Source organism: Mesorhizobium sp. M1A.F.Ca.ET.072.01.1.1 (assembly GCF_004023325.1).
Taxonomy (GTDB): domain Bacteria; phylum Pseudomonadota; class Alphaproteobacteria; order Rhizobiales; family Rhizobiaceae; genus Mesorhizobium.
In genome coordinates, this window is record NZ_RZSF01000019.1 from 1 (window position 1) to 24,100 (window position 24,100).

General features: G+C 60.4%; 19 protein-coding genes. 10 read left to right on the plus strand and 9 right to left on the minus strand.

From position 1 onward, the window contains the following. The 9 genes from EOA32_RS04960 to dpdD form a co-directional block, all read left to right on the plus strand. A partial coding sequence (locus EOA32_RS04960; protein WP_210214808.1) for a hypothetical protein occupies nucleotides 1-1,122 on the plus strand: 1,122 nt, incomplete at its 5' end. Further along, nucleotides 1,122-3,707 carry a protein DpdF gene (gene dpdF, locus EOA32_RS04965; RefSeq protein ID WP_128371033.1) on the plus strand — a complete coding sequence of 862 codons (2,586 nt, stop codon included), beginning with the start codon at nucleotides 1,122-1,124 and terminating at the stop codon, nucleotides 3,705-3,707. The genes EOA32_RS04960 and dpdF, both read left to right, overlap by 1 nt. Continuing rightward, a complete protein-coding gene (dpdG, locus tag EOA32_RS04970; RefSeq protein WP_128371034.1) occupies nucleotides 3,704-4,606 on the plus strand; it encodes a protein DpdG in 903 nt (300 codons plus the stop codon). Before dpdF ends, dpdG begins: the two co-directional genes overlap by 4 nt. Further along, nucleotides 4,606-7,719, plus strand: a complete 3,114-nt coding sequence (gene dpdH / locus EOA32_RS04975; RefSeq protein WP_128371035.1) for a protein DpdH — start codon at nucleotides 4,606-4,608, stop codon at nucleotides 7,717-7,719. Before dpdG ends, dpdH begins: the two co-directional genes overlap by 1 nt. After that, nucleotides 7,716-8,450, plus strand: a complete 735-nt coding sequence (locus EOA32_RS04980; protein WP_128371036.1) for a hypothetical protein — start codon at nucleotides 7,716-7,718, stop codon at nucleotides 8,448-8,450. The genes dpdH and EOA32_RS04980 overlap by 4 nt, the downstream gene beginning before the upstream one ends. Then, nucleotides 8,437-8,994: a hypothetical protein gene (locus EOA32_RS04985; RefSeq protein ID WP_128371037.1), complete on the plus strand. Its 558-nt coding sequence runs from the start codon at nucleotides 8,437-8,439 to the stop codon at nucleotides 8,992-8,994. The genes EOA32_RS04980 and EOA32_RS04985 overlap by 14 nt, the downstream gene beginning before the upstream one ends. Continuing rightward, nucleotides 8,991-12,827 (plus strand): protein DpdJ, encoded by a 3,837-nt coding sequence (gene dpdJ, locus EOA32_RS04990; RefSeq protein WP_281013129.1) that lies wholly within the window; start codon nucleotides 8,991-8,993, stop codon nucleotides 12,825-12,827. The genes EOA32_RS04985 and dpdJ overlap by 4 nt, the downstream gene beginning before the upstream one ends. Further along, the gene (dpdK, locus tag EOA32_RS04995) at nucleotides 12,824-13,363 is read left to right on the plus strand and encodes a phospholipase D-like domain-containing protein DpdK (RefSeq protein WP_128371039.1); all 540 of its coding nucleotides are present in this window, start codon (nucleotides 12,824-12,826) and stop codon (nucleotides 13,361-13,363) included. The genes dpdJ and dpdK overlap by 4 nt, the downstream gene beginning before the upstream one ends. Then, a complete protein-coding gene (dpdD, locus tag EOA32_RS05000; RefSeq protein ID WP_128371040.1) occupies nucleotides 13,360-15,633 on the plus strand; it encodes a protein DpdD in 2,274 nt (757 codons plus the stop codon). The genes dpdK and dpdD overlap by 4 nt, the downstream gene beginning before the upstream one ends. A gap of 187 nt (nucleotides 15,634-15,820) precedes the next feature. Here dpdD and EOA32_RS05005 read toward each other — a convergent pair whose 3' ends face one another. The 9 genes from EOA32_RS05005 to EOA32_RS05045 form a co-directional block, all read right to left on the minus strand. Continuing rightward, a complete protein-coding gene (locus tag EOA32_RS05005) occupies nucleotides 15,821-16,633 on the minus strand; it encodes a hypothetical protein (RefSeq protein ID WP_128371041.1) in 813 nt (270 codons plus the stop codon). A gap of 49 nt (nucleotides 16,634-16,682) precedes the next feature. Further along, nucleotides 16,683-17,390 (minus strand): 7-cyano-7-deazaguanine synthase QueC, encoded by a 708-nt coding sequence (gene queC / locus EOA32_RS05010; RefSeq protein ID WP_128371042.1) that lies wholly within the window; start codon nucleotides 17,388-17,390, stop codon nucleotides 16,683-16,685. A 9-nt stretch (nucleotides 17,391-17,399) separates the two neighbouring features. Beyond that, nucleotides 17,400-17,753: a 6-carboxytetrahydropterin synthase QueD gene (gene queD / locus EOA32_RS05015; RefSeq protein ID WP_128371043.1), complete on the minus strand. Its 354-nt coding sequence runs from the start codon at nucleotides 17,751-17,753 to the stop codon at nucleotides 17,400-17,402. Next, on the minus strand, nucleotides 17,750-18,385 hold the full coding sequence (gene queE, locus EOA32_RS05020; RefSeq protein WP_128371044.1) for a 7-carboxy-7-deazaguanine synthase: 636 nt from the start codon (nucleotides 18,383-18,385) through the stop codon (nucleotides 17,750-17,752). The genes queD and queE overlap by 4 nt, the downstream gene beginning before the upstream one ends. Nucleotides 18,386-18,387: 2 nt before the next feature. Next, nucleotides 18,388-19,488: a DGQHR domain-containing protein DpdB gene (gene dbpB, locus EOA32_RS05025; protein WP_245499160.1), complete on the minus strand. Its 1,101-nt coding sequence runs from the start codon at nucleotides 19,486-19,488 to the stop codon at nucleotides 18,388-18,390. Next, a complete protein-coding gene (gene dpdA / locus EOA32_RS05030) occupies nucleotides 19,433-20,764 on the minus strand; it encodes a tRNA-guanine transglycosylase DpdA (protein WP_128371045.1) in 1,332 nt (443 codons plus the stop codon). The genes dbpB (EOA32_RS05025) and dpdA overlap by 56 nt, the downstream gene beginning before the upstream one ends. Beyond that, nucleotides 20,761-21,879 carry a DGQHR domain-containing protein DpdB gene (gene dbpB, locus EOA32_RS05035; protein ID WP_128371046.1) on the minus strand — a complete coding sequence of 373 codons (1,119 nt, stop codon included), beginning with the start codon at nucleotides 21,877-21,879 and terminating at the stop codon, nucleotides 20,761-20,763. The genes dpdA and dbpB (EOA32_RS05035) overlap by 4 nt, the downstream gene beginning before the upstream one ends. Then, the gene (locus EOA32_RS05040; protein ID WP_128371047.1) at nucleotides 21,876-22,799 is read right to left on the minus strand and encodes a hypothetical protein; all 924 of its coding nucleotides are present in this window, start codon (nucleotides 22,797-22,799) and stop codon (nucleotides 21,876-21,878) included. Before EOA32_RS05040 ends, dbpB (EOA32_RS05035) begins: the two co-directional genes overlap by 4 nt. Nucleotides 22,800-23,305: 506 nt before the next feature. Beyond that, nucleotides 23,306-23,659 carry a hypothetical protein gene (locus tag EOA32_RS05045; RefSeq protein ID WP_128371048.1) on the minus strand — a complete coding sequence of 118 codons (354 nt, stop codon included), beginning with the start codon at nucleotides 23,657-23,659 and terminating at the stop codon, nucleotides 23,306-23,308. A gap of 279 nt (nucleotides 23,660-23,938) precedes the next feature. On the opposite strand from EOA32_RS05045, the gene EOA32_RS05050 reads away from it, so the two are divergent. After that, nucleotides 23,939-24,097 (plus strand): hypothetical protein, encoded by a 159-nt coding sequence (locus EOA32_RS05050; RefSeq protein ID WP_245499161.1) that lies wholly within the window; start codon nucleotides 23,939-23,941, stop codon nucleotides 24,095-24,097. Nucleotides 24,098-24,100: the final 3 nt, after the last annotated feature.

A 24,100-nucleotide genomic window follows, 5' to 3' on the forward strand; every position in this document is an offset into this window, starting at 1 on the left:
GCGCTAGATCAACAGGATGCACTAGATGCCCTCGGCGCGCCACCTGCGGCTCTTTTCGACGGTCTCTCCGCGATCGAAGAGGATTGGCGCGCGATCGCCAGCGATACAACGATCTGGCTCGAAAGCACTTTAAAATTTGAGCGCCTCGACGAGCCGCGGTTCGCCCCGAGCGCTGGGGCAGGAACGCCGTTCCGATACATCTACTCCACCACCCCCGGGCGTCAAACACTCATCCCGCTACCAACCTTCCTGGCACATTGTGACGCTGCGCTAGACTTCGGTCCGAGATATAGGGGCGACAGGACGATCCGGACTATGCCCTACACCTTTCGCCGACGCACCGCGTTGCATCCGCGCGCGCGCGCCAATGGCTTGGGGCTGCTGCGCTATGGCGATGACCTGATCAGCGGCATTACGGCGTTCACCGAGTCGGACGATCGCGGCCGATCTTTTGCTATGTGGCGCTTTGCTCCCGGCTATGTCGGCGATCCCACAGCCGATGTCTTCTTCCGGTTCGACTTCGTCCTCGAAGCCGACGTCGCGGCCGCGGACCGAGTTCTCCGCCGACACGAACGCAACGATAGCGCGGCGAACGCTGCGATCCGGCGTCGTAGCGACATGGCACTCCCTCCCTTTTACCGCTCGCTTTGGCTCGACCGCGAACTGACGCTGGTGACCGATCACGCGCTTCTCGCGCTCCTTGCGCAACGCTATCGAGTCGAACCGGATCAGAACGGGGCACGCGACCTCAATCTTAATTTTCGCCGGTGGCAACGCCTGTCACAGTTGCACCTTCCGGAGTTCGCTCATTGGCCTGACCTTTGCCTTAAGGCGCGGGAAGTGGCCGAAAAAGCGCTTCGCGCGGATCCCGATCTCATCGAAAGCCTCGCGAAAGCTGAGCAGCGCGCGCTACGGGCCGCTCAGAGGCGGCTGGGCCAGTTGCAGGCTCGCGCTCGCGCCGCAGTGAGTGCTGGCGACGACACCGAGCTTCCGTTTGAGGAGCAACTCGCTACTGCGCTAAGAGAGGGCATTCGCATTCCTCAGGTTCGGCTCGACACTGTTGGCGCGATCTTCGTCTCGGCGAACCGCTCTGTCACCGAGCGCGTTTCGAGTGACCTGTGATGGGCGCATTCGATTTCGCAGGTCTGCAAGACTTTCTGCTCGACCATCGGAGCGAGATTGGCGACTCCCGGCCCCGCGACGGGGTCTTCGATCGCCTAGCGCAGATCCTAAAAGCCTCACAGGCAACTGGGCGGCTGCAAAATGCATATGATGCCATGGCCCTTTTTAGGCACGTATTGCGACGCCAGTCCCTTCGTGCGGGTCAGCAGGCGCAGTTGCGCGTACCCTCTCGTCCAGGCTGGCCGGACCGAGCTTCCTGGGCGCATTTTGGGGTGCGGGCTCATAGCGAGACGCAAGGCTATTTCCTGGTCGAAGCTCGACCGTGGCGCGCTGATTGGCTCGACGACAGCGACAATCCGGTTTTCGAGGACATCTTCGCCGAGCAAAATATTCGGCTCGATTGGCAGCGGCCAATCGACCCGTTCCTCGGCGAAGCGAGCGGATTCGACAGCTATGTATCGCCGGGCCAGCGCGAGGCGGTGCGCAGCGCCTTTCTGTTGCCGCCCGGAGAGACTCTCGTTGTCGCCTTGCCGACCGGGTCTGGGAAGAGCTTCGTTGCACAGGCCCCGGTCCTTGCCCGCGGATTGGAAGGCGGATTGTCGCTCTGCGTCGTTCCGACCACGGCACTGGTGCTCGATCAGGCGCGTCAAATGCGGCAAATGCTCAAGCGCCGCTTTCCCCGGCGTGACGTGCCTTCACTCGCTTGGCATTCCGGCCTCAGTGCGGAGGAGCGAGCGGCGATCAAGGCCGCGATACGCGAGGGCCGCCAAGGCATCCTTTATTGCTCGCCCGAAGCGGTGACCGGAGCCTTGCTGCCTTCGCTATACGAGACGGCGCACGCCGGATTGCTGTCCTATCTGATCGTCGACGAGGCGCACCTGGTAAGTCAGTGGGGTGACAGTTTTCGACCAGCCTTTCAAATGCTGGCAGGCGTACGACGGGGATTGCTCGCGGCCTGCCCGACCAGTCGCCGCTTTCGGACGCTGCTAATGTCCGCGACGCTAACCCCGGAGACCGTGGAGACGATCGACGCTCTCTTCGGCCCGGCTCGTACGGTTCAGATGGTCGCCTCGGTCCATCTGCGGCCCGAACCTCAATATTGGGTCCACCGCGAGGACGATCCGGAGGAGAAGGACCGCAAGGTCCTTGAAATCTTGCGGCACGCGCCGCGGCCATTCATCCTCTATGTAACTAAGCGCAGCGATGCGAGGCGGTGGATCAAGCGACTGCGCAAAGAAGGCTGCGCGCGCATCGACTGCTTTCACGGCGAGACTGCCCACGCCGATCGTCTCCGGATCATAGATCAATGGTCCGACAACAAGCTCGACGGGGTGGTCGCCACCTCCGCGTTCGGCGTCGGGATCGACAAGCGGGACGTGCGCACGGTGATCCATGCCGCCGTCCCGGAGACGCTCGATCGCTTCTACCAGGAAGTCGGGCGCGGAGGGCGAGACGGCTGCCCCTCGGCTTCATTCCTGATCTATTCGCGCGAAGACCAGGAAATCGCCAACCAGATCGCCTCACCTTCGCTGATTAGCGACGACCTCGCGTTCGAACGGTGGTCGACGATGTATGGCGATAGCATCCAACTCGATACGCTTGGCCGATTGCTCGAGGTGGATTTGGCTGCTGTCCCGCCCCGGCTGCGGAGACAGTCCGATTACAATCAATCCTGGAACATGCGAACGCTGATCATGATGGCGCGGGCCGGTATGCTCGAGCTTGAATCGCAGCCGCCGTCGCGTATCGCGCGGCAAGAGCAAGAAACCGAGCTAGCATTCGAGCTTCGCAGTGATGAGCACTGGACGGACTATTTCCAGCGCGCGGTGGTGAGCATGACCGACTTTGAGCACATGAGCCGGACGCGGTTCGAATGCCTCATCGGCGAGGAACGGCAGCGTGCGTTCGATGAGGCCACCGAGAATCGCGCGTTGCTCGACAAGCTACTGGGCGGCACGAGCGAGGTCTCGCTGCTACTGGACGATCTTTATCGCAGCAACGCCCCGGGCCGGGCGGTGATCGTATCGCCCGCCTGCGGCGGATGCCCGGTCCACCGCCGCATGGGGACCAAGAACACCGATTATTCTGCTCCACCCGCATACGGCATTGAGCATGTCGGCCATTTCGATCTCAACCTCTTCGTCAGCCGGTTCCCGCAACTCGATCTCGGGGAGCCCGTCATCCTTGCCGTCGAAGAACCCATTGACGATACCGCTGTTGTTTCCCTGCTGCGCGACTTCGTCGCTATGTTCGGAGTACGCGAGATCGGCACGCAGACCGCCTTTCGGGAGCGAAACCCCTCGCTTGCCGAACTGCACAAGCACAGCGACGATCGCGTGCTGCTGTTGCAGTCGCTCGAGGAGGAAGTTCTACGGCCATCGTCGTACGAGCTTCCGCGCGTCACGGTCTGGACCGGCGCGGTCGGCCCCGGGCTGCCGAAGTATCTGTTCACGATGAAACGGCCGCTGCACATCATCATCACGCCGGCGTCGACGCTGGATCCGTGGAACGTCCTGCGCCGCATCGCCGACACTGGATCCAATGTGCTGTCGGTCGATCAATTCAAGCTCGGAGCGCGCCTGTGAGTATTCTCAACCAAGCCAGCGACGGGCTGTTCAATGTGCTGATCGTGCTCGTTCGCACCCTCGTTCGCTTCGGTCCAAAGGGGCGCGAAGACCTGATCCTCGCATGTGGAGGCGCCGCTGATGCGTTCGACACCAGCCAGTTGACAAGAACGTTGAACCGCTGGACCGAATTAGGCCTGTTCGGCGAAAATAGGGGCGCCATCATTATCGCCGAGCCCCACCGCTCTGCCCTCGGCAAGAGCGCAGACGACGCTGAAGCGCGCCTCCCCAAAGTGGCAAGGACCGTGGCGTTGCTGCAGGCTAACAATGCGCGCTTCTGGGAAAGCGAGGAAGCTAGGAGCGCGGATTTTTCGAGAGGCGTGGCGTGGATGCTGGCCCAGGATGTCTATACCCTCGATGCCAATTCCGACCGGTTGGCAGAACTGGAGGCGCAACAGTTGATCGACAGCGGCAGTCAGAAAATTGCCCAGAACAATACGCGCTGGAATGGCCTTAAAACCTGGATGCTCTATCTGGGCTTCGCCCGCGACGGGATGCAATGGGTCGTCGACCCCACCGAGGCGCTCCGCGACGCGCTCACCGAAATCTTCGGGTCGAGCCGAGAACTGTCCGGCCCAGCCTTCGTAGACCGCACCGCCTCGGTGCTGCCCGTCCTCGATGGTGGTGCGTATCGGGTGCAGGTCGAGGCAGCGTTGAAGGAAAGCGCCTGGCACCGACTTCGTGCCGGCCTCGTCTCGTCTTCCTTGTCTCGGGCGATCCAGCGCCTCGACCGTGAGGGTTTCATCACGCTTTCAAACCGAAGCGACTCCGAGGGCGTCGTAACGCTAACAGGCAGCAACGCGCGGACATGGCGGGATGTCTCGCATGTCGGGCTTGTTCAGGCAGGAAAGGCCGGCTGATGCTTGAGAAATATTGGCCCGAGCCCGATCGCGTTAATGCCTGCATCAAGAACGAGGCCGAGACCGCGGACGTGTCGGTCCTGCTCGCGGTTCATCAGCCGACTCCGCTCACGACGCGGAATGCCGGCACGAACATCGAGACTCCGGCGTCCGAGCAGGAATTGCTCGATGCCTTTCTCTCCGACGACGTTCCGGGCGGATATCTGCTGTTTCCGATCACCGGTCCCTCGGGTGTCGGCAAGTCACACATCATTCGCTGGCTTGATGCGCAGCTCCAGCGCTCGCCCCGGCGCGAACGCCTCCACATCATCCGGATTCCCAAGAGCGCAAGCCTGCGCCGGGTCGTCGAGCTGATCATTGAGCCGTTGGCCGGCGATCTTAGATTCGAGAAATCGCGATCGGACCTCTCCCGCGCCGTCGCCGAAGTCGACAAGCGCAAGGCCGTCGTCCTGTTTCGAGCGCAGATAGAGAATGCGCTCGCCAGTCGGGCTGAGGCCCTGGTCATAGAGGCCCGCGAGCATAAAGAACGTGCGGCCGAGCTTAGACCTCTCATCGGCCATGCGCAGATGCTGCCCAAGCTCTTCGGTGACGCGGCACTCAAGGATCATTTCGACGAAACGGTGCTCGCCAGGGTGGTTGCGCGCGCCTTACAGGGCCGTGAGGACGGCGTCGAGGGCGACGAAACTCAGTCCCAGTTTTTCGCTGAGGATCTCATCCTGCCAGATGAGATCGATCTCAACAATGCGGCCCTCCCAGTTAAGACCTACTATCAGACGCAGCTCGCGGTCCAGGATGTCCGCCGCCGGCAGTCCGCGGCCGACCTGCTCAACACGATCGTCGACACAGCGATCGGCAACGTCTTCCAGCTCGAGCAGAGTACCGGCGGGATCACGTTGCAGGACATCATCCTCGGCGTCCGTGAGATCCTGCTGAAGGACGACATGGACCTCGTCCTGCTCGTGGAGGATTTCGCAGCCCTGTCAGGCATCCAAGACGTGCTGCTCAAGGTGTGCGTGCAGGAAGGCACACATGACGGCAAGAAAGTGCGCGCTACCATGCGGACGGCGCTCGCGCTCACTGATGGCTATCTTGCTTCGCGCGACACGATACTCACGCGGGCGCAGCGGGTCTGGGTCATCGGCAACCGTGAGCAGAGCGATGATGAGATCAAGAGCGCCGTGATCGAGATGGTCGGCGCTTACCTGAACGCGGCGCGCTGGGGTGAAGACGGCCTGCGCAAGCGGTTCGACCGCCGCGGTTCCGGCGACGGGCTCACCGGCTGGCTACCCGCCTGGCATGATGAAGCGCAGAGAGATGAGGAAGGCGAGGCGCTTAGGGCCTTTGGCTTTTCCACGCGCGGCCATGCGCTGTTTCCGTTCAACCGTCTCGCGGTGGAGCAGCTCGTCCAGCGGCATCTGGGGGAAGGAAGCCGGCTCGTTTTCAATCCGCGCCGCGTCATAAACGAGATCCTCCGTCGCCCGCTTCTCATGCGGAGCACGTTCGTCACCGGCAATTTCCCGCCGCCCGACTTCCATGGGCTGCGGCCGAGCGTTTATCTCGCCGGCCTGATCCGACAGGCGAGTCAGCCCGAACCCGTCAAGCGGCGCCTTGCTTCCGCACTCGCGGTGTGGGGCGGCAACGCCGCGGATCAAACTGCCCTCGCCCATGTACCGCCAGCGATCTTTACTACCTTCTCGCTGCCGACGCTTACCGAACTCGCCAATGTCGCCTTCGTGCCGGAGCGCGATTCGACGGCGCCAGTGAGGCCAACCGGCGGCGAAGATGCGAATCCCTTGCCGCCTCCCTTGACACCTGCTCCCGAGCAGGATCCGCGCGTGGCGGCTTGGTCGAAGAAGCTTGATGCCTGGGCGTCTGGGACGGAACTCGTGCAGGCCGACGCTCGCGAGCTTCGCAGTGCGCTAGCGGCAATGCTGAAGGGCGCCATCAACTGGCCTGCGCTCCGGATGCCGGACGAGGATATCAAGGCAACTTGGCTTTCCATTGCTGGTGCGCGCAACAATCCTGTGAGCGGACGCATCCTCGTCGTCTGTGACCGGCGCGAGGATGAAGACGGCACACTTCGCGAGGGCTTCCTCGGCGCACTGAGATTTGGCTTTAATGGGCACCGCTGGAACTATCCGGAGGCCGACGTCGATTATGTCGCGAGCGCCGCGATCATCGATCACCTGGTCGATCAACTGGTGCCGATTCTGGTTGCGGAGACGAAGGCGCAGGCGGCCGTGGTCGCTCGGGCATTGCTTAATCAGTCGCGCATCATTGGCCTCGCGCCACCGGTTCGTGCCGCAGGCGCGGAAGCTCTCTTGCGCGGGCTGTTCTCTCCACCGCCGCAGGTCGAGACGCAAACATTCGAAGACGGGTGGGATCAGCTTCGCACCCAGGCGCTGGGTTCGGTCAACGGCCGAAGCACGCGCGTCATCCTTCAGGGGCTTCTGCTCGATCGGAGCGCGAGCTTCCAGGGTTCAGGAAACAAACCGTTCGCAATTGACAGCCCGCGCCTGCTCGACGTGCTGGCCGGCGATCCGCCGGCGGGTCCTCTTCCGGAGGGCCTTCCAGAGGAAGCGCGCACCCTCATCCCGACGCTGACAGACGCCCGGCTCTGGGGCAAGCTGCAGGCAGTTATCGCCAAGCTTCGCACCTTCCGGGCCGAGATTGCGGATTTCGTCGATGAGGATCTCGACAAGAACGCGTTCGTTGCCAACTTGCGTGAAATCATCCCACTGCTGCAGAAGACGAATTGCTGGCCGTCAGGCGTTATGATCAAGCAAAATGAGTTCGAGGCGCGTCTCACGGAATTTCAGACAAGCCGCTTTGTCGACCTAGTGGACAAGACGGCGACAATCGTCGACGAAGCCGACCGAGAGCAAATCCCGAAGCTGCTCAATGCACTTGGATCGCTCGATCTTGGGCTGATCCAACGCACCATGTCGTTCCTGACCATAGCAAATGAGATCGTAACTCAGGCAGCGCCGCGTGTGGCACAACAGCTAACTATTCGTGGTCAATCCGACCCAAGCAATGCGGCAGCGGAAATCGCGAGCCTGCTCGAGGGGGTGAGCGGCAGTCAGCCCGCACTGTTGGAGGCTGAGGCATGAGCACTTCGCTTCCCGCACGCGCAAAGGCGCTTCACGAGGGGCTGGTGGCACTTGACCAACTCGGGGCTAACGTCGAGGAAACCGGTTTGCTCGCGGATCTCCGCGCGGACCTCGCGCCACCCGCAGCAGAGCTCAGTCGCGCGCTCGACCAGCGCAGGCTGCTCATAGGCTCGGGGATTGAGGCGCCGGAGCCGCCTTCGCTTGCGACTGCCCGCAAGCGTGCTGCCGTACTTCTCGAAAGGTTCACTGCCGAGAAGAAGGCGACGACGCTCAAGAGGGGCAGCGGTTGGGCTAACCTGATCAAGGAGATCAAGACGGCATCGACCGACCTTGGCACCGGCGTCGTCAGAAGTTGGAAGGGGTACAGCCAGAGCGTGTTCACCGGCGAGGCACCATCAGTGGTGAAGGGCCGGATTGCGATGACGCCCGCGAACACCGCCGCTTTCAAGATGTATGACCAGCTTCACCAAGCGTTCCGCACCGAGTTCGACAAGCTGCCAGCCGACAAGGCGGCAATCGATCGCGTCAAGGCCCTTGCGACAACGCTGACCGAGACAGCCAAGGAGTTCGACTTTGATGTACCAGCCGACGTGAAGCGTTTCCTTGAGGCCATTCAGACCGGAGGAGCAAAGCTCGACCTGCTGACAGACGTCGTGCTGAAGTGGCTCGAAGAGAACAATGCATTCGACACTTATCGTATCGTGCCGCGGAGCGCAGATGGAAGCCGATGAAGCCCTGCTGCTGACTGCACTGGACGAGATTGAGCAGCGTGAAGCCCGGTTGCTGACCTGGGGTCTGGTCGACGGACATGTGTCGGCCGGTGAGATGCATGGGATCATCGATGTGCTGCTCGACAACCCGGTCTTGAGCGCCGGTGTCAGCTTTCCGGACGCTGGTCATGTCATCGCAGAACTGATCCGCCGAGCACTGCTGTTCGACATCGGCGAGGAGCCAGGTACGCAATACCGATCCCGCATGGCCGAAGGTGTCCGCCTGCTGTTTCGGTTGCGCCAACTCTTTCCTCAACATCGCGGACCAACCGGCTGGCAGGCCGCGCCGACACTCGTTGCCGACTTCCGGTTCATCTGGCGTCGTCGCCGCTACCCGCGTCGTGAGATCGACGCGGCGGCAGCGCTCGCCACGATCGCGGCGGCGACGCCTGACAAAGCTGCGCGTGCGGCGCTTTCGGCGCTGGTCGAAAGCTTCGGCCCGCACTTCCTGCCGCGGATCGCTGGGTCAAGGTTCTGGCTCTTTACCCCCGCAACGAACTGCTGAAAGACCAGTTTGCAGAGGTCTACGGTCAGGCCCGGCGCCTCGACGCGACGTTAGCCGCGCGCGGTCACCGCAAGATCCTGATTGGGACCTTCTTCGGTCCGACGCCCCATTCAGCCGAAAAGGCGCACGACGCGCGCAGCGGCTGGCGGCAGACATCGGCTGGGCTCGTTTGTGAATATCTGCGCTGTCCCGCTCCGGGCTGCGACGGGGACATGGCTTGGTGCGACGCCGATCGGCACGCCAGTCGCGAGCGGCTTGAGTGCCTCGAGTGCTCTGCCGCGATCGAGAGTGACGAGATCATCCTGACTCGCGACCGATTGCGATCCGAAGCACCGGACATTCTGTTCACCACCACAGAGATGCTCAACCAGCGGATGGGAGACGATCGGTTTCGGCACCTGTTCGGAATTGGCGACCGGGCACAGCGCCCCGTCGAGATGATGTTGCTAGACGAGGTTCATACCTATGCCGGCATCTCCGGCGCCCAGGTGGCGTTCCTGCTTCGCCGTTGGCGACGGTTGGTCCGCCAGCATGTCAGCTTCGTCGGACTGTCGGCGACGCTCAAGGACGGAGCGCGCTTCTTCGCGCAACTGACCGGCGTGTATGAGCAGTCGTCGGTCGAAATCGCACCGGCCAACAGCGACATGATCGCCGAGGGCGCTGAGTATCTCCTCGCGCTCAGGGGCGATCCCGTGTCGCGCACGGCATTGCTGTCGACCACGATCCAGACCGGAATGCTCTTGTCCCGGCTCCTCGACGTGCCGGATGCTCGCAAGAGTCAAGGCATCATTGGTGAGCGACTCTTCCTGTTCACGGACGATATCGACGTCACCAACCGCATGTATTTCGCGATGCTCGATGCCGAGGGGCGCAGGAGCAGCGGCGCTCCCGACTTGGTGAACAGACCGGACGGCGGGCTGGCTTCGCTTCGTCGGCCGCTGCCTGTCGAACAGCGCAGGCTTCATGGCCAAGACTGGGAGGCGGTGATCGAAATCGGCCACAGCCTACAGCCGCAAGACCGGAAATCGGTGGGCCGCGTGATGTCGATGGACCCGGGCGTCGGCAACAACCTCGACATCATCGTGGCGACCGCCTCGCTCGAGGTCGGCTTCAACGATCCGCGGGTTGGCGCTGTGATCCAGCACAAGGCCCCGCGCGATGTGGCCCAGTTCCTCCAGCGCAAAGGCCGCGCAGGCCGCTCGCGTCGGATGCGCCCCTGGACGGTCGCTGTGCTGTCCGACTATGGCCGGGATCGCTTGGCCTATCAGAGCTACGACCTGCTGTTCGATCCGGAGTTGCCACTGCGCACGTTGCCCGTCGGCAACCGCTACGTCAGGCGGATCCAAGCGATCTATGCGACGCTGGACTATCTTAGCCAAGCGTCGCGCTCTTCGCGGCAGGGCAGCGTTTGGTTCGATCTCTCGGGCAGTACTGACAGCAGCTATCAACGCGCGCGCCAGACAGCGCTCGCCGCGCTGATCGAGCGCATCCTGACCGTCCCGGCCGAGTTGGATCGCTATACGGCCTATCTCGCCTCGGCGCTGAAGATCGACGAAAGCGCGGTCGTTCCGCTGCTCTGGGACCATCCCCGACCCCTCATGACGCAGGTGCTGCCGACAGCATTGCGCCGGCTCGAGAGCAATTGGCGCGCGTGGGGACAGGCCTGCGACGATTTCCAGGTGTTCAATTCGCCGCTGCCGGAGTTCGCTCCAGCCAATCTGTTCAGCGACCTCAACCTTCCGGAAGCCAACATCGTTTTGCCCCAACCTGGCAGCGCAACGCCCGATGAAGTGGCGATGCCCGTAGCACAGGCGCTGCGTGAGTTCGCGCCCGGCCGCGTGTCACGGCGGTACGGTATCAGCCACGCATTCGAACGCCACTGGCTGTGTCCGCCGCTCGATCAGAACGGCGCGCAAGCCGTGCCACTCGAGCCGTTCGCGCATCTCGATCGCCTCGGTGATTGGCGGACCATCATCGAGGGCGCAATTAGCCGTGTGCCTGTCTATCGGCCGCGGGTTCTCCAGGTTCAGCCGCCGCCGGGCACGGTCGTCGACACCTCGAACGCGCGACTTCGTTGGCGCAGTCAGCTTGTCGCACGCGAGACCGGCTTGGTGCTGGCCCCGCCACGGGGCAGCCCGTGGACCTCGTTGATCGAGGATATCCGCTTCTACACGCATGAAGGGTTGAGTCCGATCGAGGTTCGCCGGATGGCGCTCGGGAGTGATGCGGGCATTCGCTTCCGGGATGGGAGATCGCTCAACAAGAAGTTCCACTTCGAAGTCGATGGGCAAGCCGCGGCGCTGGGCTTCAGCCTCGCCGTCGACGCGGTGTGCATCCGGCTTCGCTTCCCCAACGCGTTGTGGTCAAACCTTGGAGACGAGGTCGATCCACGCTACCGCGCAATGCGGACCGCGCGCTTTCATCACGACGCGGTTCACGGCCCCCTTCTTGAAGCGGTTGACAATCCCTTCGCGCGCGATTGGCTTGCCCATCTCGTGCTCGCGGCCATCAGCAACGAAGCGATGGCGCGTGGCATATCGCTTCCGGAAGCAGCGGCACGGCTGGCCGATGGGAACGCCGAACTCGACCTCGACCAGACGCTCAATATCCTATTCCAGTCGCCGATCGTCGACGATGCGAATGCCCAGGGCAATCTGCAGGACAAGCTCCGGCAGGAACTGGCGGATTTCCTCGCCGATCGACAGGTCGTGAACAGCTTGTTCAGCCTTGCCGCGATTTTATGGACACCAATCGACCCTGGTTGGGAATCGTGGCTGCGCGAACGCTATGCGGCCACCGTCGGCGCAGCTGCCTTGAGCGCTATCACAAGCCTCTGCCCTCAAATCGACGGAGACAGCCTGGTGCTCGACATCACGGCTGGACCCCGCGAGGAAGACGATGTGCTTGCCGGAGTCGCCAATGGCGAAATCTGGATCAGCGAGATGACGCCTGGTGGCAACGGCCAGATTGAAGAGGCGCAACGTCAGTATGTCGAGGACCCGCGCCGCTTCTTCAGCCTGATGACGGCTGCGCTGCGCGACAATGATTTCTCCCTCAACGACTACCAATTGAGCCGCTTCCTTGCCGCCGTCGTGGAGGGCGACAGCGACGATCCCCTGCCAACGGCCACCCGCGTGTTTCGGCAGGCCTCGGGTGCGGAGGAGAGTCATATGTCCTTCACGGCCCTTCGTCACACCCTCGCCGAGGAGGGCTTCGTCACCTTTCACGCGTTCCTCGTGGCGCTCGCGAACCGCATCCTTCGTCCCGGCTCAAGCATCGACAGTGACGCCTTCTTCCTTGACGCGGTGCGCCTCTGGAACGCCGAGGAGGAGCGCCTAGGCGTAGAACTCGATGCCCGCGTGCTGGCCTACCGATTGGCGCGATCAGACGACATCGATGCCGCGCTTGGGCTGGCGGGGATCGACACTCCCACGATCAATCCCGATCAGTGGCGCTTTGGCGTGATCTACGGACTGCTCTGGCCCCGCGGCGCCCAAATTCGCCAGTCAGGCCTGCGGATCTATTCGCCTTTTGCCGATCTGCCGGCACCGGATCCTTTGCTGCTACAGACCTATCTCGCGGAAGATGCGGCCCTCATCGATCTGGAGGCCGAAGGGTGGCATGACCGATGCCTCGATCGCCTCGCAGATGTCGGGGCCGCCACTTTGGTGTGCCCAATGGCCGCCGCATCGCTGCTCGCAGATGCCCTGAGCTTCCTTGCGACTAATCCGGTGCAGACAGCCTATCTCTCGGTGTTTGCTCGGGTGCAGGCCGTTAGGCGCGTGGCGCATGTCTTTCACGTCGATATAGACGTCGCGGAGGCGCTACAATGACGTTCGAGACGCGGCGTATCTTCAAAAGCGCGGTGACCAGCCAGAACCTGATCCGCGAACTCCTCCAGTTGATGTTTCTGGGGGAGTTGCTGGCGCCTGGTGGCGAGCGCGCCTGGTTGGTCAGCCCCTGGATTAGCAACATCATCCTGTTCGACAATCGTGCCGGGGGATTCGGCACTGTAAACCCGGAATGGGGCAATCGCGAGATCCGGCTCATTGAGGTTGTCATGGACATGATGGCGTGCGGAACGGCGCTGGGCATTGCAACGAGCCTAGACGATCATAACGATCCGCTGATCGATGCGCTGATGATGGCGGCCGATGAGGCAGGCCTGGCCAACAAATTGTCTATCGTGCGCCGGGAGCATCTGCACATCAAAGGCGTGCTGCTGAAACGAGGACTTCTGACAGGCTCGATGAACCTCACCTATAGCGGGCTCGAGTTGAACGACGAGATGGTTGTTTACGACACGATACCCAAGACGCTCGCCGAGGCACGAATCAACTTCGAATCCTATGTGGGAGCGGGCACATGATCGAGCATCTGCCCGAACGGGAGCAGCAATGGCTGGCGCGCTTCTTTGCGGCGCCCAACGAGTTGAGGTGGTCTTCTCTGCTGGACGGATCGGTGTCGACGAGAGAGGCTGATCAGGTGCGGCAATGGCTTCGACTGCTCGCCGCTCAGCACCCAAGTGCGCCGCTCGTCCTCCCTTTCGTTCGGGGAGGCACGATCACGGGCTGGTACGCCACCACGCAAGGAACTTCGGGCGGAACCGAACTGCGCGACGAGATCAATGCGTGGCTGGGTCCCACCTGGCTCAGTCACCTCGAGCGAGTGTCAGAGGGTTCCTCCGATCCGATGGCCGAAGCGCTGCGCGACCGCTTTGGCGGGACGGTCTATCGGTTCACGGGGCCTGACGACGCTGCCCTTCAAGCGATCTCGGCGCGGCTGGGTAATTTCGCCGCCCTGCTGGAGCGCAGGCCGCTGGTCACTCGGACTCAGGCCCGGCCGGTCGGGGCCATTCGCAGCGATTTCGAGCGCGCGCTCCTCGCCGGAGACGAAGCCCAGGCGGAGGCGATGATCGCCGAGTTGAAGCAGACCGGCCGCCTCAACGAAGAGAATCTGCGCTACCTCGAAGTGCGACTAAGCGCGGGCCTCGGACTTTGGCCGCAGATCGCCCGCGATCACTGGCTCATCAAGACGATGGCCGATCTGGCGCTGCCGCCGCAGGTCCTCGCGGACCTGATCGAGGCGCTCTATCGGACCTATGTCGATGAGGCGGAGGCAAGCGGCGACGCGGCTGCAATGCAGAATGCCTTCGCGCGGCATATCGCAGCCCCATATCCCAAACTGTTCGCCTCACGCCGCGGCATTCGTACCTCCCGCGTCATAAAGGCCTTTCTGCTGTTCGAGCGCCTGCAGGCGAGTCCCGACCCCGCAATTATTGGGGACTTGCTCGACGTGTTGCCGCCGGGAACCGACGCTTCACTCTTCGAGGCGTCGCGTCCAGCCGGACCGGCTCCAAGGGTGGCCGGTGCGGCAATATCGGATGAAGCGGACGAAGCCTTCGATGATGGGCAGTTCGATCGTGCTTTCGAGTTCTACCTGCGTCTTGCGCCCAGTAAGAAGACAATCAGCCGGCTACTGTCGTGCGTGGGTATGATCGGGACCGACGACGCGCGCAACCGGCTGCTTGCCCTAGTGGACCGGGCAAAGCCGGACCTGACTGCGGAGCTGACACCAGGCATCGCCGGTAAAGTCGAGAGCCTTAGGCAGGCGCAACCTTCCTGGCTGTCCGCGGTCACGGGCAAGCCGGCACAACCCACTGCCAACCCGTGGATGAATTGGGCGGAGCGGTTGCAGGCGGGTGATAATCTAGCCGCGGCGCAGCAGGAGGTCCAATCGGCGCCGACCAACTGGGATGCCTCAGAAGTCCGAGAGAGCGGCCCGTTCTCTCAACGGTTCGCCACCATCGTTAGTGGTCTCGGCGGTGAGGCCGGTATGATCGCGCGAGCGGCGGTGCCCCAAATCTTTGCGAGCTTCTTTCCCGTCGATGCCGTCCCATCGCCGGCCGCCAAGCCGATCGCATCGCTCCTGTTTTTATTGATCGCGATGGATGAGGCCCTTTCGCGGGCCGATCTCGACCTGCTCGCGCAACTGGCCAGCATCCTTGTCGAGCAGGGGCTGTCGTCTGAGGACTATGTCATCCTGATCAAAGATCTCGAGGATGTTCAGAAGCGGATCGGTTCCTACGCATATCTGCCCTGGAGCTTGGACCTCACCGAGGCGCTGGCGATTTTACCCTGCACGTCTGACGTAGCGCGCGATGCCCGTCTGCGCCTGTTCCTACAGGTGCTAGGTCAAGCAGCCGGCTTTGCCCATCGCCTTGCGCCGCACGATTTGGTGCCGATTGAAATACTCGCCAAGGACTACGGCGTCAGCCCAGAAACAGTCAGTACGCTCAGACGCGACGCAAAGGGTGATGATGCTGGACCGCTGCTGCCTAATCTTGAGGGCAAGATGATCGGAATTTACACACTGGCGGAGGCTGCTGGCAGCAGGGCCAAGGCTGCGTTGGAGAAGCTGTTTCCTGGCTGTAAAGTCGTGGTGAACTCTGACCTCGTGGCTACACCGCAACTCACGAGTTTGGCAAAGAGTGCCGATATGTTCGTGTTCGCCTGGAAAAGCAGCAGCCATCAAGCCTTCTATTGCGTCAAGGACGCCCTCACCAAGGGAGAGCCGATCTGGGCACCGGGCAAGGGAACCGCGAGCATACTGCGTGCCGTTCTTGATCATTTGGCTTAGGCGAACAGTCCAGAACTTGCTTAACCTTGATCAGATTACCCGTTGCAAGTTGGCCAATTGTACCAATCGTAACTGAGAAGACCGCGCCGCCCTTATGGGCCTAATACCCGCTTCGTGTCGTATGTTTATTTTTCATAGATCGCCAGCACATTTAGATCAGGCCCATCCTTTAGTGTCCCAATCAACCTCATGCCGTGGCCGTGACATCTGCGAAGGCAAAGGTCCCTGTATAATAGCGCCCGCCTGCTTCTATATGAACGTGCATGGTATCTCCCACGTCGTTGAGGGGAAGCCGATAGTCAATCCATTCGATTCGACTGTTCTGTTCGGCTGCACCGTTTTCGATCATCGCCATAGCGGCGTCAGGGTCGAAATTGTCTCCGAGCCATTTCCAAAGTTCCCGAGTGTCGCCAAGGCCCTTTGGCGGCCGTTCACCATTCGACTTGGAAAACTTATCGAAGAACGTCATTACTTTGCCGTTGGAAAACTCAGCCGCCATCGGGATAAGTTTCGTTCGCGGCTTTAGATCGAGCATCACCAGAGCACGCGGCACCGCTGATGCCTTGCCTTCCGATTGCCAACGACCCGCCCCCGCGATGTCGCCTACCAGCAACCGGTCCTCTCGTTCGAGAAAATAGAAGGCAATCAATTGATCCAGTTGGCGCTCGGGCGTATCGATCGACTCGAAATTGATAGTCTCAACATCGGATTTGCCGGTTTCGGAGCCACCTTCGGCGTTTGCTTCAGCTTCTGCTCCGGCGGCGAAAAGGCCAGACAACCAAGAAGGGAGACTGAAGCCGGCCTTAGCGGCGAACCTCGCTTTTAGTTCGGCACGTTTGTTGGCAGAAATCTGGATAGTACGACCTTGCGTGGTTTTGAAGGTAGGCCGAACCACAGCATCATAGAAACGTTCCAAATTGGGCGGGTCGATAAACATTGGAGCGTCCTTGACCCACATCAATGCTTCGGGAAGGCTATCTATTGTTAGGTCATTGCTCATCTCGTCCCTCCACTTAACGTGCTGCAAGCCGGCAGACTCGGCCAGAAAGCTAGGGTGCAAGATCACAGGTGAATTGGCGGTAACCGTTGGCGCGAAGCTCACACGACGGGCAGTGTCCACAGCCCCACCCCCAGACGTGCTGCTCTGTTCGATTACCATCATAACAGGTATGTGTTTTATCACGTATGAGGTTGATCAAAGCTTTGCCCCCGAGAACATCTGCCATCCGCCAGGTTTCGGCTTTATCGATCCACATTAGCGGTGTGTGAACGATGAAGCGGTGGTCCATGCCGAGATTGAGAGCGAGCTGCATCGCCTTCATGGTGTCGTCGCGGCAATCGGGGTAGCCAGAGTAGTCTGTCTCGCAAACACCTGTGACGATGTGGCGTGCCCCACGGCGATAAGCGACCGCTGCCGCAAAAATCATGAAAAGCAGATTTCGCCCTGGGACAAACGTGTTGGGAAGGCCATTTTGAAGCATCGCAATTTCGACATCGCGTGTGAGCGCCGTGTCGCTGATTTGTCCGAGGACAGTCACGTCGATCACACAATCTTCGCCGAGCTTTTTGTCCCAAGACGGAAAACCTTGGCGAATTGCTGCGAGCACCTCCGGACGAATATCGAGTTCGACGCGATGACGTTGACCATAGTCGAACCCGATCGTTTCGACATGTTCAAAGCGGTCTAGTGCCCAAGCAAGACACGTAGTTGAATCCTGACCTCCGGAGAACAGGACGATTGCTTTAGAGTCTTCCATGATGCCATCTCACCCTTCGTATTCAGCCCAGCAGTCAGGCGTCTCGTAGACGACAACAGCAGACGTCTGCGGCACCGCAGGCTTGATGCGGTTCCAGATCCAAATTGCAATGTTTTCTGCAGTAGGGTTTTCCAAGCCTTCGACATCATTGAGACAATAATGGTCGAGTTGAAGGAGCAATGGCTTAAAGGCGGCCTCCACGTCGAAGAAGTCGGCGACAAAACCGGTGTGATTGTCAACAGGTCCCTCGAGGCGGAGTTCAATTCTATAGGAATGGCCGTGCATGCGGTGGCAGCGGTGCGTCAACGGCACATGGGGCAACCGGTGGGCAGCCTCAAACGTGAATGCCTGAGTTATTTTCATCTGATTCCAAGTTGTTTGTGAGTTTGAAGGCTGAGTTGCCAGCGAGGGTTCGCTAGGCAATAGGCGACTGCGTCCTGCGTATTCGAGACGCGATTGGGCCCATCCATTGGCTGGAGGAGGAAATGCTCGAAAGCCAGAGCTTCGAAGCGTTGCGGTTCTGCGCCTACCTGCGGAAATACCAACTTGAGTTCGTTTCCGGTCTTAATCGCGATTTCAGTGCCTGCTTTTGGGCTTACGCAGACCCAGTCGATCCCTGAGGGTGGCATGAGCGTGCCGTTGGTTTCGACCGCGATCTCGAATCCCCTATCGTGCAACGCGTCGATGAGAGATGGGTCGACTTGAAGGAGTGGTTCGCCGCCTGTTAATACGACGAACCTCCGTTGCGACAATGAGTTCGGCCATTTCACCTCAATGGCGCTAGCCAAGTCATGGGATGTTGTAAAGCGACCACCGCCGTCGCCATCTGTGCCCACGAAGTCGGTATCGCAAAACCGGCACACGGCCTTCAGGCGATCGGCCTCCCTGCCCGACCAAAGGTTGCATCCGGCGAAACGGCAAAAAACGGCCGCGCGTCCAGCCTGCCGGCCTTCACCCTGGAGAGTGTAAAATATTTCCTTCACTGCATAACTCATGGTCAGCCAACGGCCCTATCGAGAAGTGGAGTCGGCGCCGCTTTGCGCCGCTGGCGCTGATCTGCCTTCACGACACCGACGAGGTAGTGTTTTAGAAGCGAGATATCGCGGTTGACATTCTGAAGCGCGTTCCAGCTTCGAACCTCCCCGCCCAACTCCCACCTACCTTCAGTCCATGCGGTTTTGCCCCTGAGACACTGGAGGCCATCATAAAAGTCGTTGACGGTTCGAGCACTCGCCCGCTGCGCCAACACTTCCATGACATCTCCCATCGCCTGAATGCCAACACCGTGTAACAGTCGCGACGAACTGGGATTGTGGCCATGCCAGGCCTCGGGAAAGGCTCGCTTCACTCCGTCGAAGAAGTCCGAGAGAAGTCGGACGCAACTCTTCTCACCATTATGCAATTTGACCAGTTCACGCATCACGCCATTTGCGAGGGATTCCATGATTATTTTCTGAATAACCGTGTCAGCGATGATCCCGCCCGGGGATGTGTGTTGTTTAATGTAGCCCTTCAGCGCGGTATTCTCGAAGTTCAGGCGCGCAGTCAGGTTCGCCGCCATGGAACGCCGGCTAAGACGCGGCGGCAAGTCGTCGACCGTAGGCAGCAATTCGTAGATAAGGGACTTAGGTAGCGGTCGCGTGTTATTGATGAGGACGAACTGGCGCCGTAGTTCTGCATCGTCGCGGCAAATTAGTGCAGAAACGAAGACCTGGAAGTCGCGATCAACTTGGGTAAGTGCTGACAGTCGTTGCTGACCATCGACGACAAGCCCTGGCGTGCCCGCGCTGACGTCGATTGTGAGTTGAGCGGCCCCGTTGCCAAGATCATCAATTACGACGCGATCTGTGAACGCGACCACAATGGGATTCGGGAGCACAGCGTTCGGCTTTTCGAGATAGTCGCGAATTTCTCGAATGTGGGCCGCAACCTGTGGCCGCTGAAACCCACTGAGTTCACCCTGCTCGTCGCGGCCAATGCGCTCGATCGACGCAAAGCGTAAGACGTCAGCGGCCCTCGCCGCGAAGGTGAGTACCTGATGCTCAGCACTCTGCTGCGCACAGACGGCGAGATATTTCATCGGTTCGATTGACAGCACGCTTCAGATCCAATCGTTCAATATGATTCTTATAGACAGCGAGATTGTGGATCCCGCGGCGTTTGTTGCGATTGCTGCCGCGGAAGATGATTACCTCGACCGATGTGGCCGCGCATATCGAGCAAGGACATTGCCGCCATGGCCGTTCAGACAAGGTTTCCCGATAGCGCTTCGCAAGTTGCGATAGTGCTGGACTGTTTTTGCAGTCGTCGAAAGGCTTTTCTTCAAACAGCGGGGCGCTGTAAACAAGAACACTATGCAACGCCTCATCAAGATCGGCTTCGCCCCGATCGAAGGCGCGAAGCGATCCAAGCGCCGCCACCTCCATTCGGATTAAATCCTCGGCCCGGAACGTTCCCCTTTTCACGCTTCGCTGAAGCCTAGGATTTTCGATCGCCTGCGGCACTCGGATCGATGTGAAATACCGCAGCGCGAGGCCGTCGCTCGGGAGATAATAATTCTTTTTAGCGTCCTTGAACGCTCTTATTAGCGGCGATGTCGTGTCAAAGCTGGCGATGTCATAACCGTGGAAGCTGTCGATATCGTCGGCCTTGGCGAAACCCAGAATATGAAGCTGGGTTGAGGCTGGCACCACGGCGCGAATAGCCTCTAGGCAAATCTTGATCTCTGGCGACTTGAGCGGAACCATGCCGCCGATTGCAAGATACTCATATCCCATCGTGACGAGCCGTCGCGCGGCTTCGGCCATGCTGCCGGGGGACCATCCTTGAACGACCCCCAACGGCGTGAAACTCGCATCTATCTGTTCGGCTTCACGCAGAAATTGATCGGCGTTCTCAAGCGTTATGTCGAACCGTTGCTTAGCATCAGCAGACCCGCCTTCCATCGCGACGACGGTGGGGTCGAAGTCGAATATGACATGGTCGACGGAACAGCCGTGAGTGAAGCCGCACTCGTCATAAAACTCAGCCATTTCCGCCGGCGTATAGGGCGGACGCTCTTCGTTGACATAAGTGAAGGCGCCGCAGTCGCCGAATATGTCCAGGTGTGTGAATTCTGGCTTGTCGAGGCGGAGAAATTTGCGGACACCAACCAAGCCAAAGCGCCGCGCCTGGCTCGCCGTGTATTTGCCCTTCACACGATGGTCTCCAACAATACCGCGCGAAACCAGCACTCCATCATAAGGCGCGTAGCCTAAGATCTCGTGCGGATAAGCGTCGTCCCAATAGGGTTGTCGCTCCGCTGGGCTGCGATCGGCTATGAAGTCGAAGGCAGGATCTACATAGTCCAGGCTGTCAGCAAAAATAAACTTCATGCGACGCCTCGCGCGAGGTCACGCTCGAGGTGCATCAAATGATCACTGAGTTTGCTGATGTGCTGGGACGTTGACTGGATATCGTTCCAGTCAATACCGAGGCCCTTCCAGGAACCGCTCGTCCACGCGCAATGGGGCGCGAGCCGCTTGAGCGTGGTTCGAACCGCCGCTACGCGATCGGGCACCCCGTCGGTCCGAAGCATAATAGGGTCCATCAGCGCGCCCATCGCACGTATACCTGCGCTGTGCATAAGACGGCTCTCAACCGGAGGCCTTCCCCAAGCGTCGGGGAACGTATCGCGGACCGCAGACCAATAGAGCAACAGGGCCTCATACATTGCCTCTGTATCGTTGCCACGTCCGTTGTGCTTAAATTGGCCGAGCGCCCCCGCTGGCGTTTTGAGACTCATGCGCATCGTTTCGATGAGCGAATTGTCGGTGACAATGCCAACCTTATCCTTGCCGTCAGATTCGCGGCGGATCAATCCGTAGAATGGCGAGCTTGGATCCGTATTGAGCGCTTCGCAAAGCGCACTCGGCAACTGACGCGCTGCGAGGTCACGCGGCAGAAGAACACTGACCTCCGGAAGCAACTCATTTATCAAACGGGTGGGAAGCGGTTTCGCTTTGTTGACCAGAATGAATTGCTCCCGCTGCGTTGCCAGGTGTGCCGACACGAAACCGATGACAGGGACAGCAATCGATCGATCCCTCGCCTCTGCAAGTGCAAGTGAGCGTTGCTGACCATCAACGATCCACGCCGCTCGTCGTCCTTCCGGATATATCGGGATCGACAGCGTGCCGGCGTCACCCACCTCACAAATATTTCCGGGTGCTCGCCCGCGCGCCGACGCAAATTCCACCTCGGGCGCCATTGCGAGAATGATGGCATTTGGAAAGAGCACCGGACCGCTGTCCAGAAAGGCGGTGATCTGCTTCACATGTTCGCGAATCACGCCACGCTGAAACCCCTTAAGTTCTTGCTCCTCGCGACGGATACGACTGATATCGGCTATGCGCGTGATGTCAGAGCCTTGAAGAAAGAACGCGAAAACGCCGGTTCCACCCTGTTCCGCACGAACCGCTCGAATTCTCAGATGCTCCACTGCAGTCATGAACGTTCCATCCTGACTTCGCGCACCAACCCCGCCAATCTGCCCTGTTCGCAGGCGATATTTAGTTCGTCTCGGAACAGCCGCAGAAGGCGGGCGGTGCTACCGTTTGACATAATCCAATGTTCATTGATGAGACGGCGCATCGCATCGTCATCACAGCGTTCCCGCTGAACCCTTGTCGGATATCGCCAATCCCGTAGCATGGCAGTGACGTGCAGGGAGTCCGTTGCCGCATCATTGCCACCGAAAGCAATGTGGACATGCTCAACGAAGTGCCGAAGGGCCCGCGAGGCAAAGTCACTGCGTGTGCCTCGCATCGTGCTATCAGGTCCGTCGAGCCGATCATCGTACGGCATCACGAAATCCCGCAGCTCGGGCGCTATCCGCTCGACTGGGGTGCGAGTAAAGATTCGAAGCCGGTGCCGATCTGTTGCCGCTAACTCGACTAGATCCGGACTGATCATATCAAGATAGGCGTCAGAAAGTGCTGCGCACACCAAACCATCCGAATGCGAAATGATGGGCCGGAGAAGCTCTGAAAATGGCGAGAACCGGTTGAGTTCTTTCCACCATACCGAACGGACAAAACTTCCTGTGACGCGCGCGGCGATGCTGTCTTCAGCGTCGAGCAAGACCGTACACGCGTAAGACGGAACCTCGGTCGAGGCGCCAATCAAACCCAGACCAGCCGAGACCACGTACAGCCGCGCGTCTATCGCCTGTGCTGCGGCAGTAGCCTCCCTGAATGCTCGACCCGCATAAAGTTGTGAGGCCGGGAATCTGGGCTTGGCCAGAGCCAGGCGATCACACCATCGTCCTGCAAGTTCGACCAGATTTGCTTGTAGAAGGGATGACGCACGGAGACTATCCGTGACCGGCTTGCGTTTGCGGTTCGTACAGGTCGTGATCACCAGCGCCACAAAATATCGTCCAAGGTGAGTGATTTAACGCATTTATGCATAGGCGATCGAAAGCGCATTGGCCACATTAAATCGCACTTTTCCTACTGCGATTGACGCGATAAATGCTCGTTGGCATTTCGCGCAGTAAATGGGTATGGATCGGCGGGCATGCCCAATCTGAACCAAATTACCGCCCAAATCCGCCCCACGCGGCTCCGTGACCAGCCACAAAATCAAATCGTCAAGCCGACCGCTCCCCGTTAACGGTGAGCGAAGAGTGCCAGCGGCAAAGTTGTGCAGCGATCAAAGGCGTCGCGGGGTCGACTCTAGTCTTCGAGGCTGCGGTTGGCCGGATGCGCAGCCTTTGCTCTAAGTTCTGTTTGGGCTGTCCTACAGTTATCGAACCTCTTCGGCAGTTGTGTTCGCGATGTAGCGCCCGCGGTTCGGACCCATGCATTGAGTGGAAGTACTTCGCTGCAATCACCGTCGCCCTTTTGCGCTCCTTGAGATTTGTTGAGGCGCGATCAGCCCCGCATCGTTGAGCGGAGGATGGCTTGTAGGTGCTCTTCCAGGTCGAGTTCGCCACGAGCCTCGACGGCGAGTAGATATTTTGCCTTGATCCGGCGGTCATCTCGGCTGATCGCAGGATAGGAGCAGACGGCCAGCAGCGCCTCCTGCTCGACCCGGTCGGCGCGCTCGCGGTTATCCCTGCTGCTCCCCGCTCGACGAACAACGCGGTGGAACGCGGCATAGGCCGCCTCATGCGCCGCGATCAGTGCCTGCAGTTGCGGCGAGGTCCTTACGTCAGCGGACGCCGGGTCGACGGTAACCGCTGCGCCGGCCAACGCAAAAAGAGCACGGCGGGTCATGGCGGGCATGGATTACGTCCTCCTCGCTGCCGGTTAAGCAGGCGTACCATAGCACCGCCCCAAGAGCGCACAGAGATGATCGAGTGATGTCTGCTGACAATGCCGTCAGTGGACTATCAAACGCGAAGTGCGCGCTTCAGACAGGGGTCCCACAAACGCCCACAACCCGGGCTTTCGGGAATCCGTCCCGGAGGTGGCGCCATCGGCTGCTCCATCTTGTGCAGGCCCGTCCTTCGTTTACGAGACAGGACCGAGGGCGGCAACATCGTCAAGATAGAGGTCGGCGTGATGCGGAAGCGAAAAACGGTCAACGGGCCGGCCCTGTTTCCATCGCTGCGTCATGCCGGCGGCACCAACCTGGTGATTTTTCCGGCCAATCTTGTCGACGGCGATCATGTCGCGGCTCACGATCCCGATCACCGGCTGCCGCACGACCAGTCGTCCTGACTC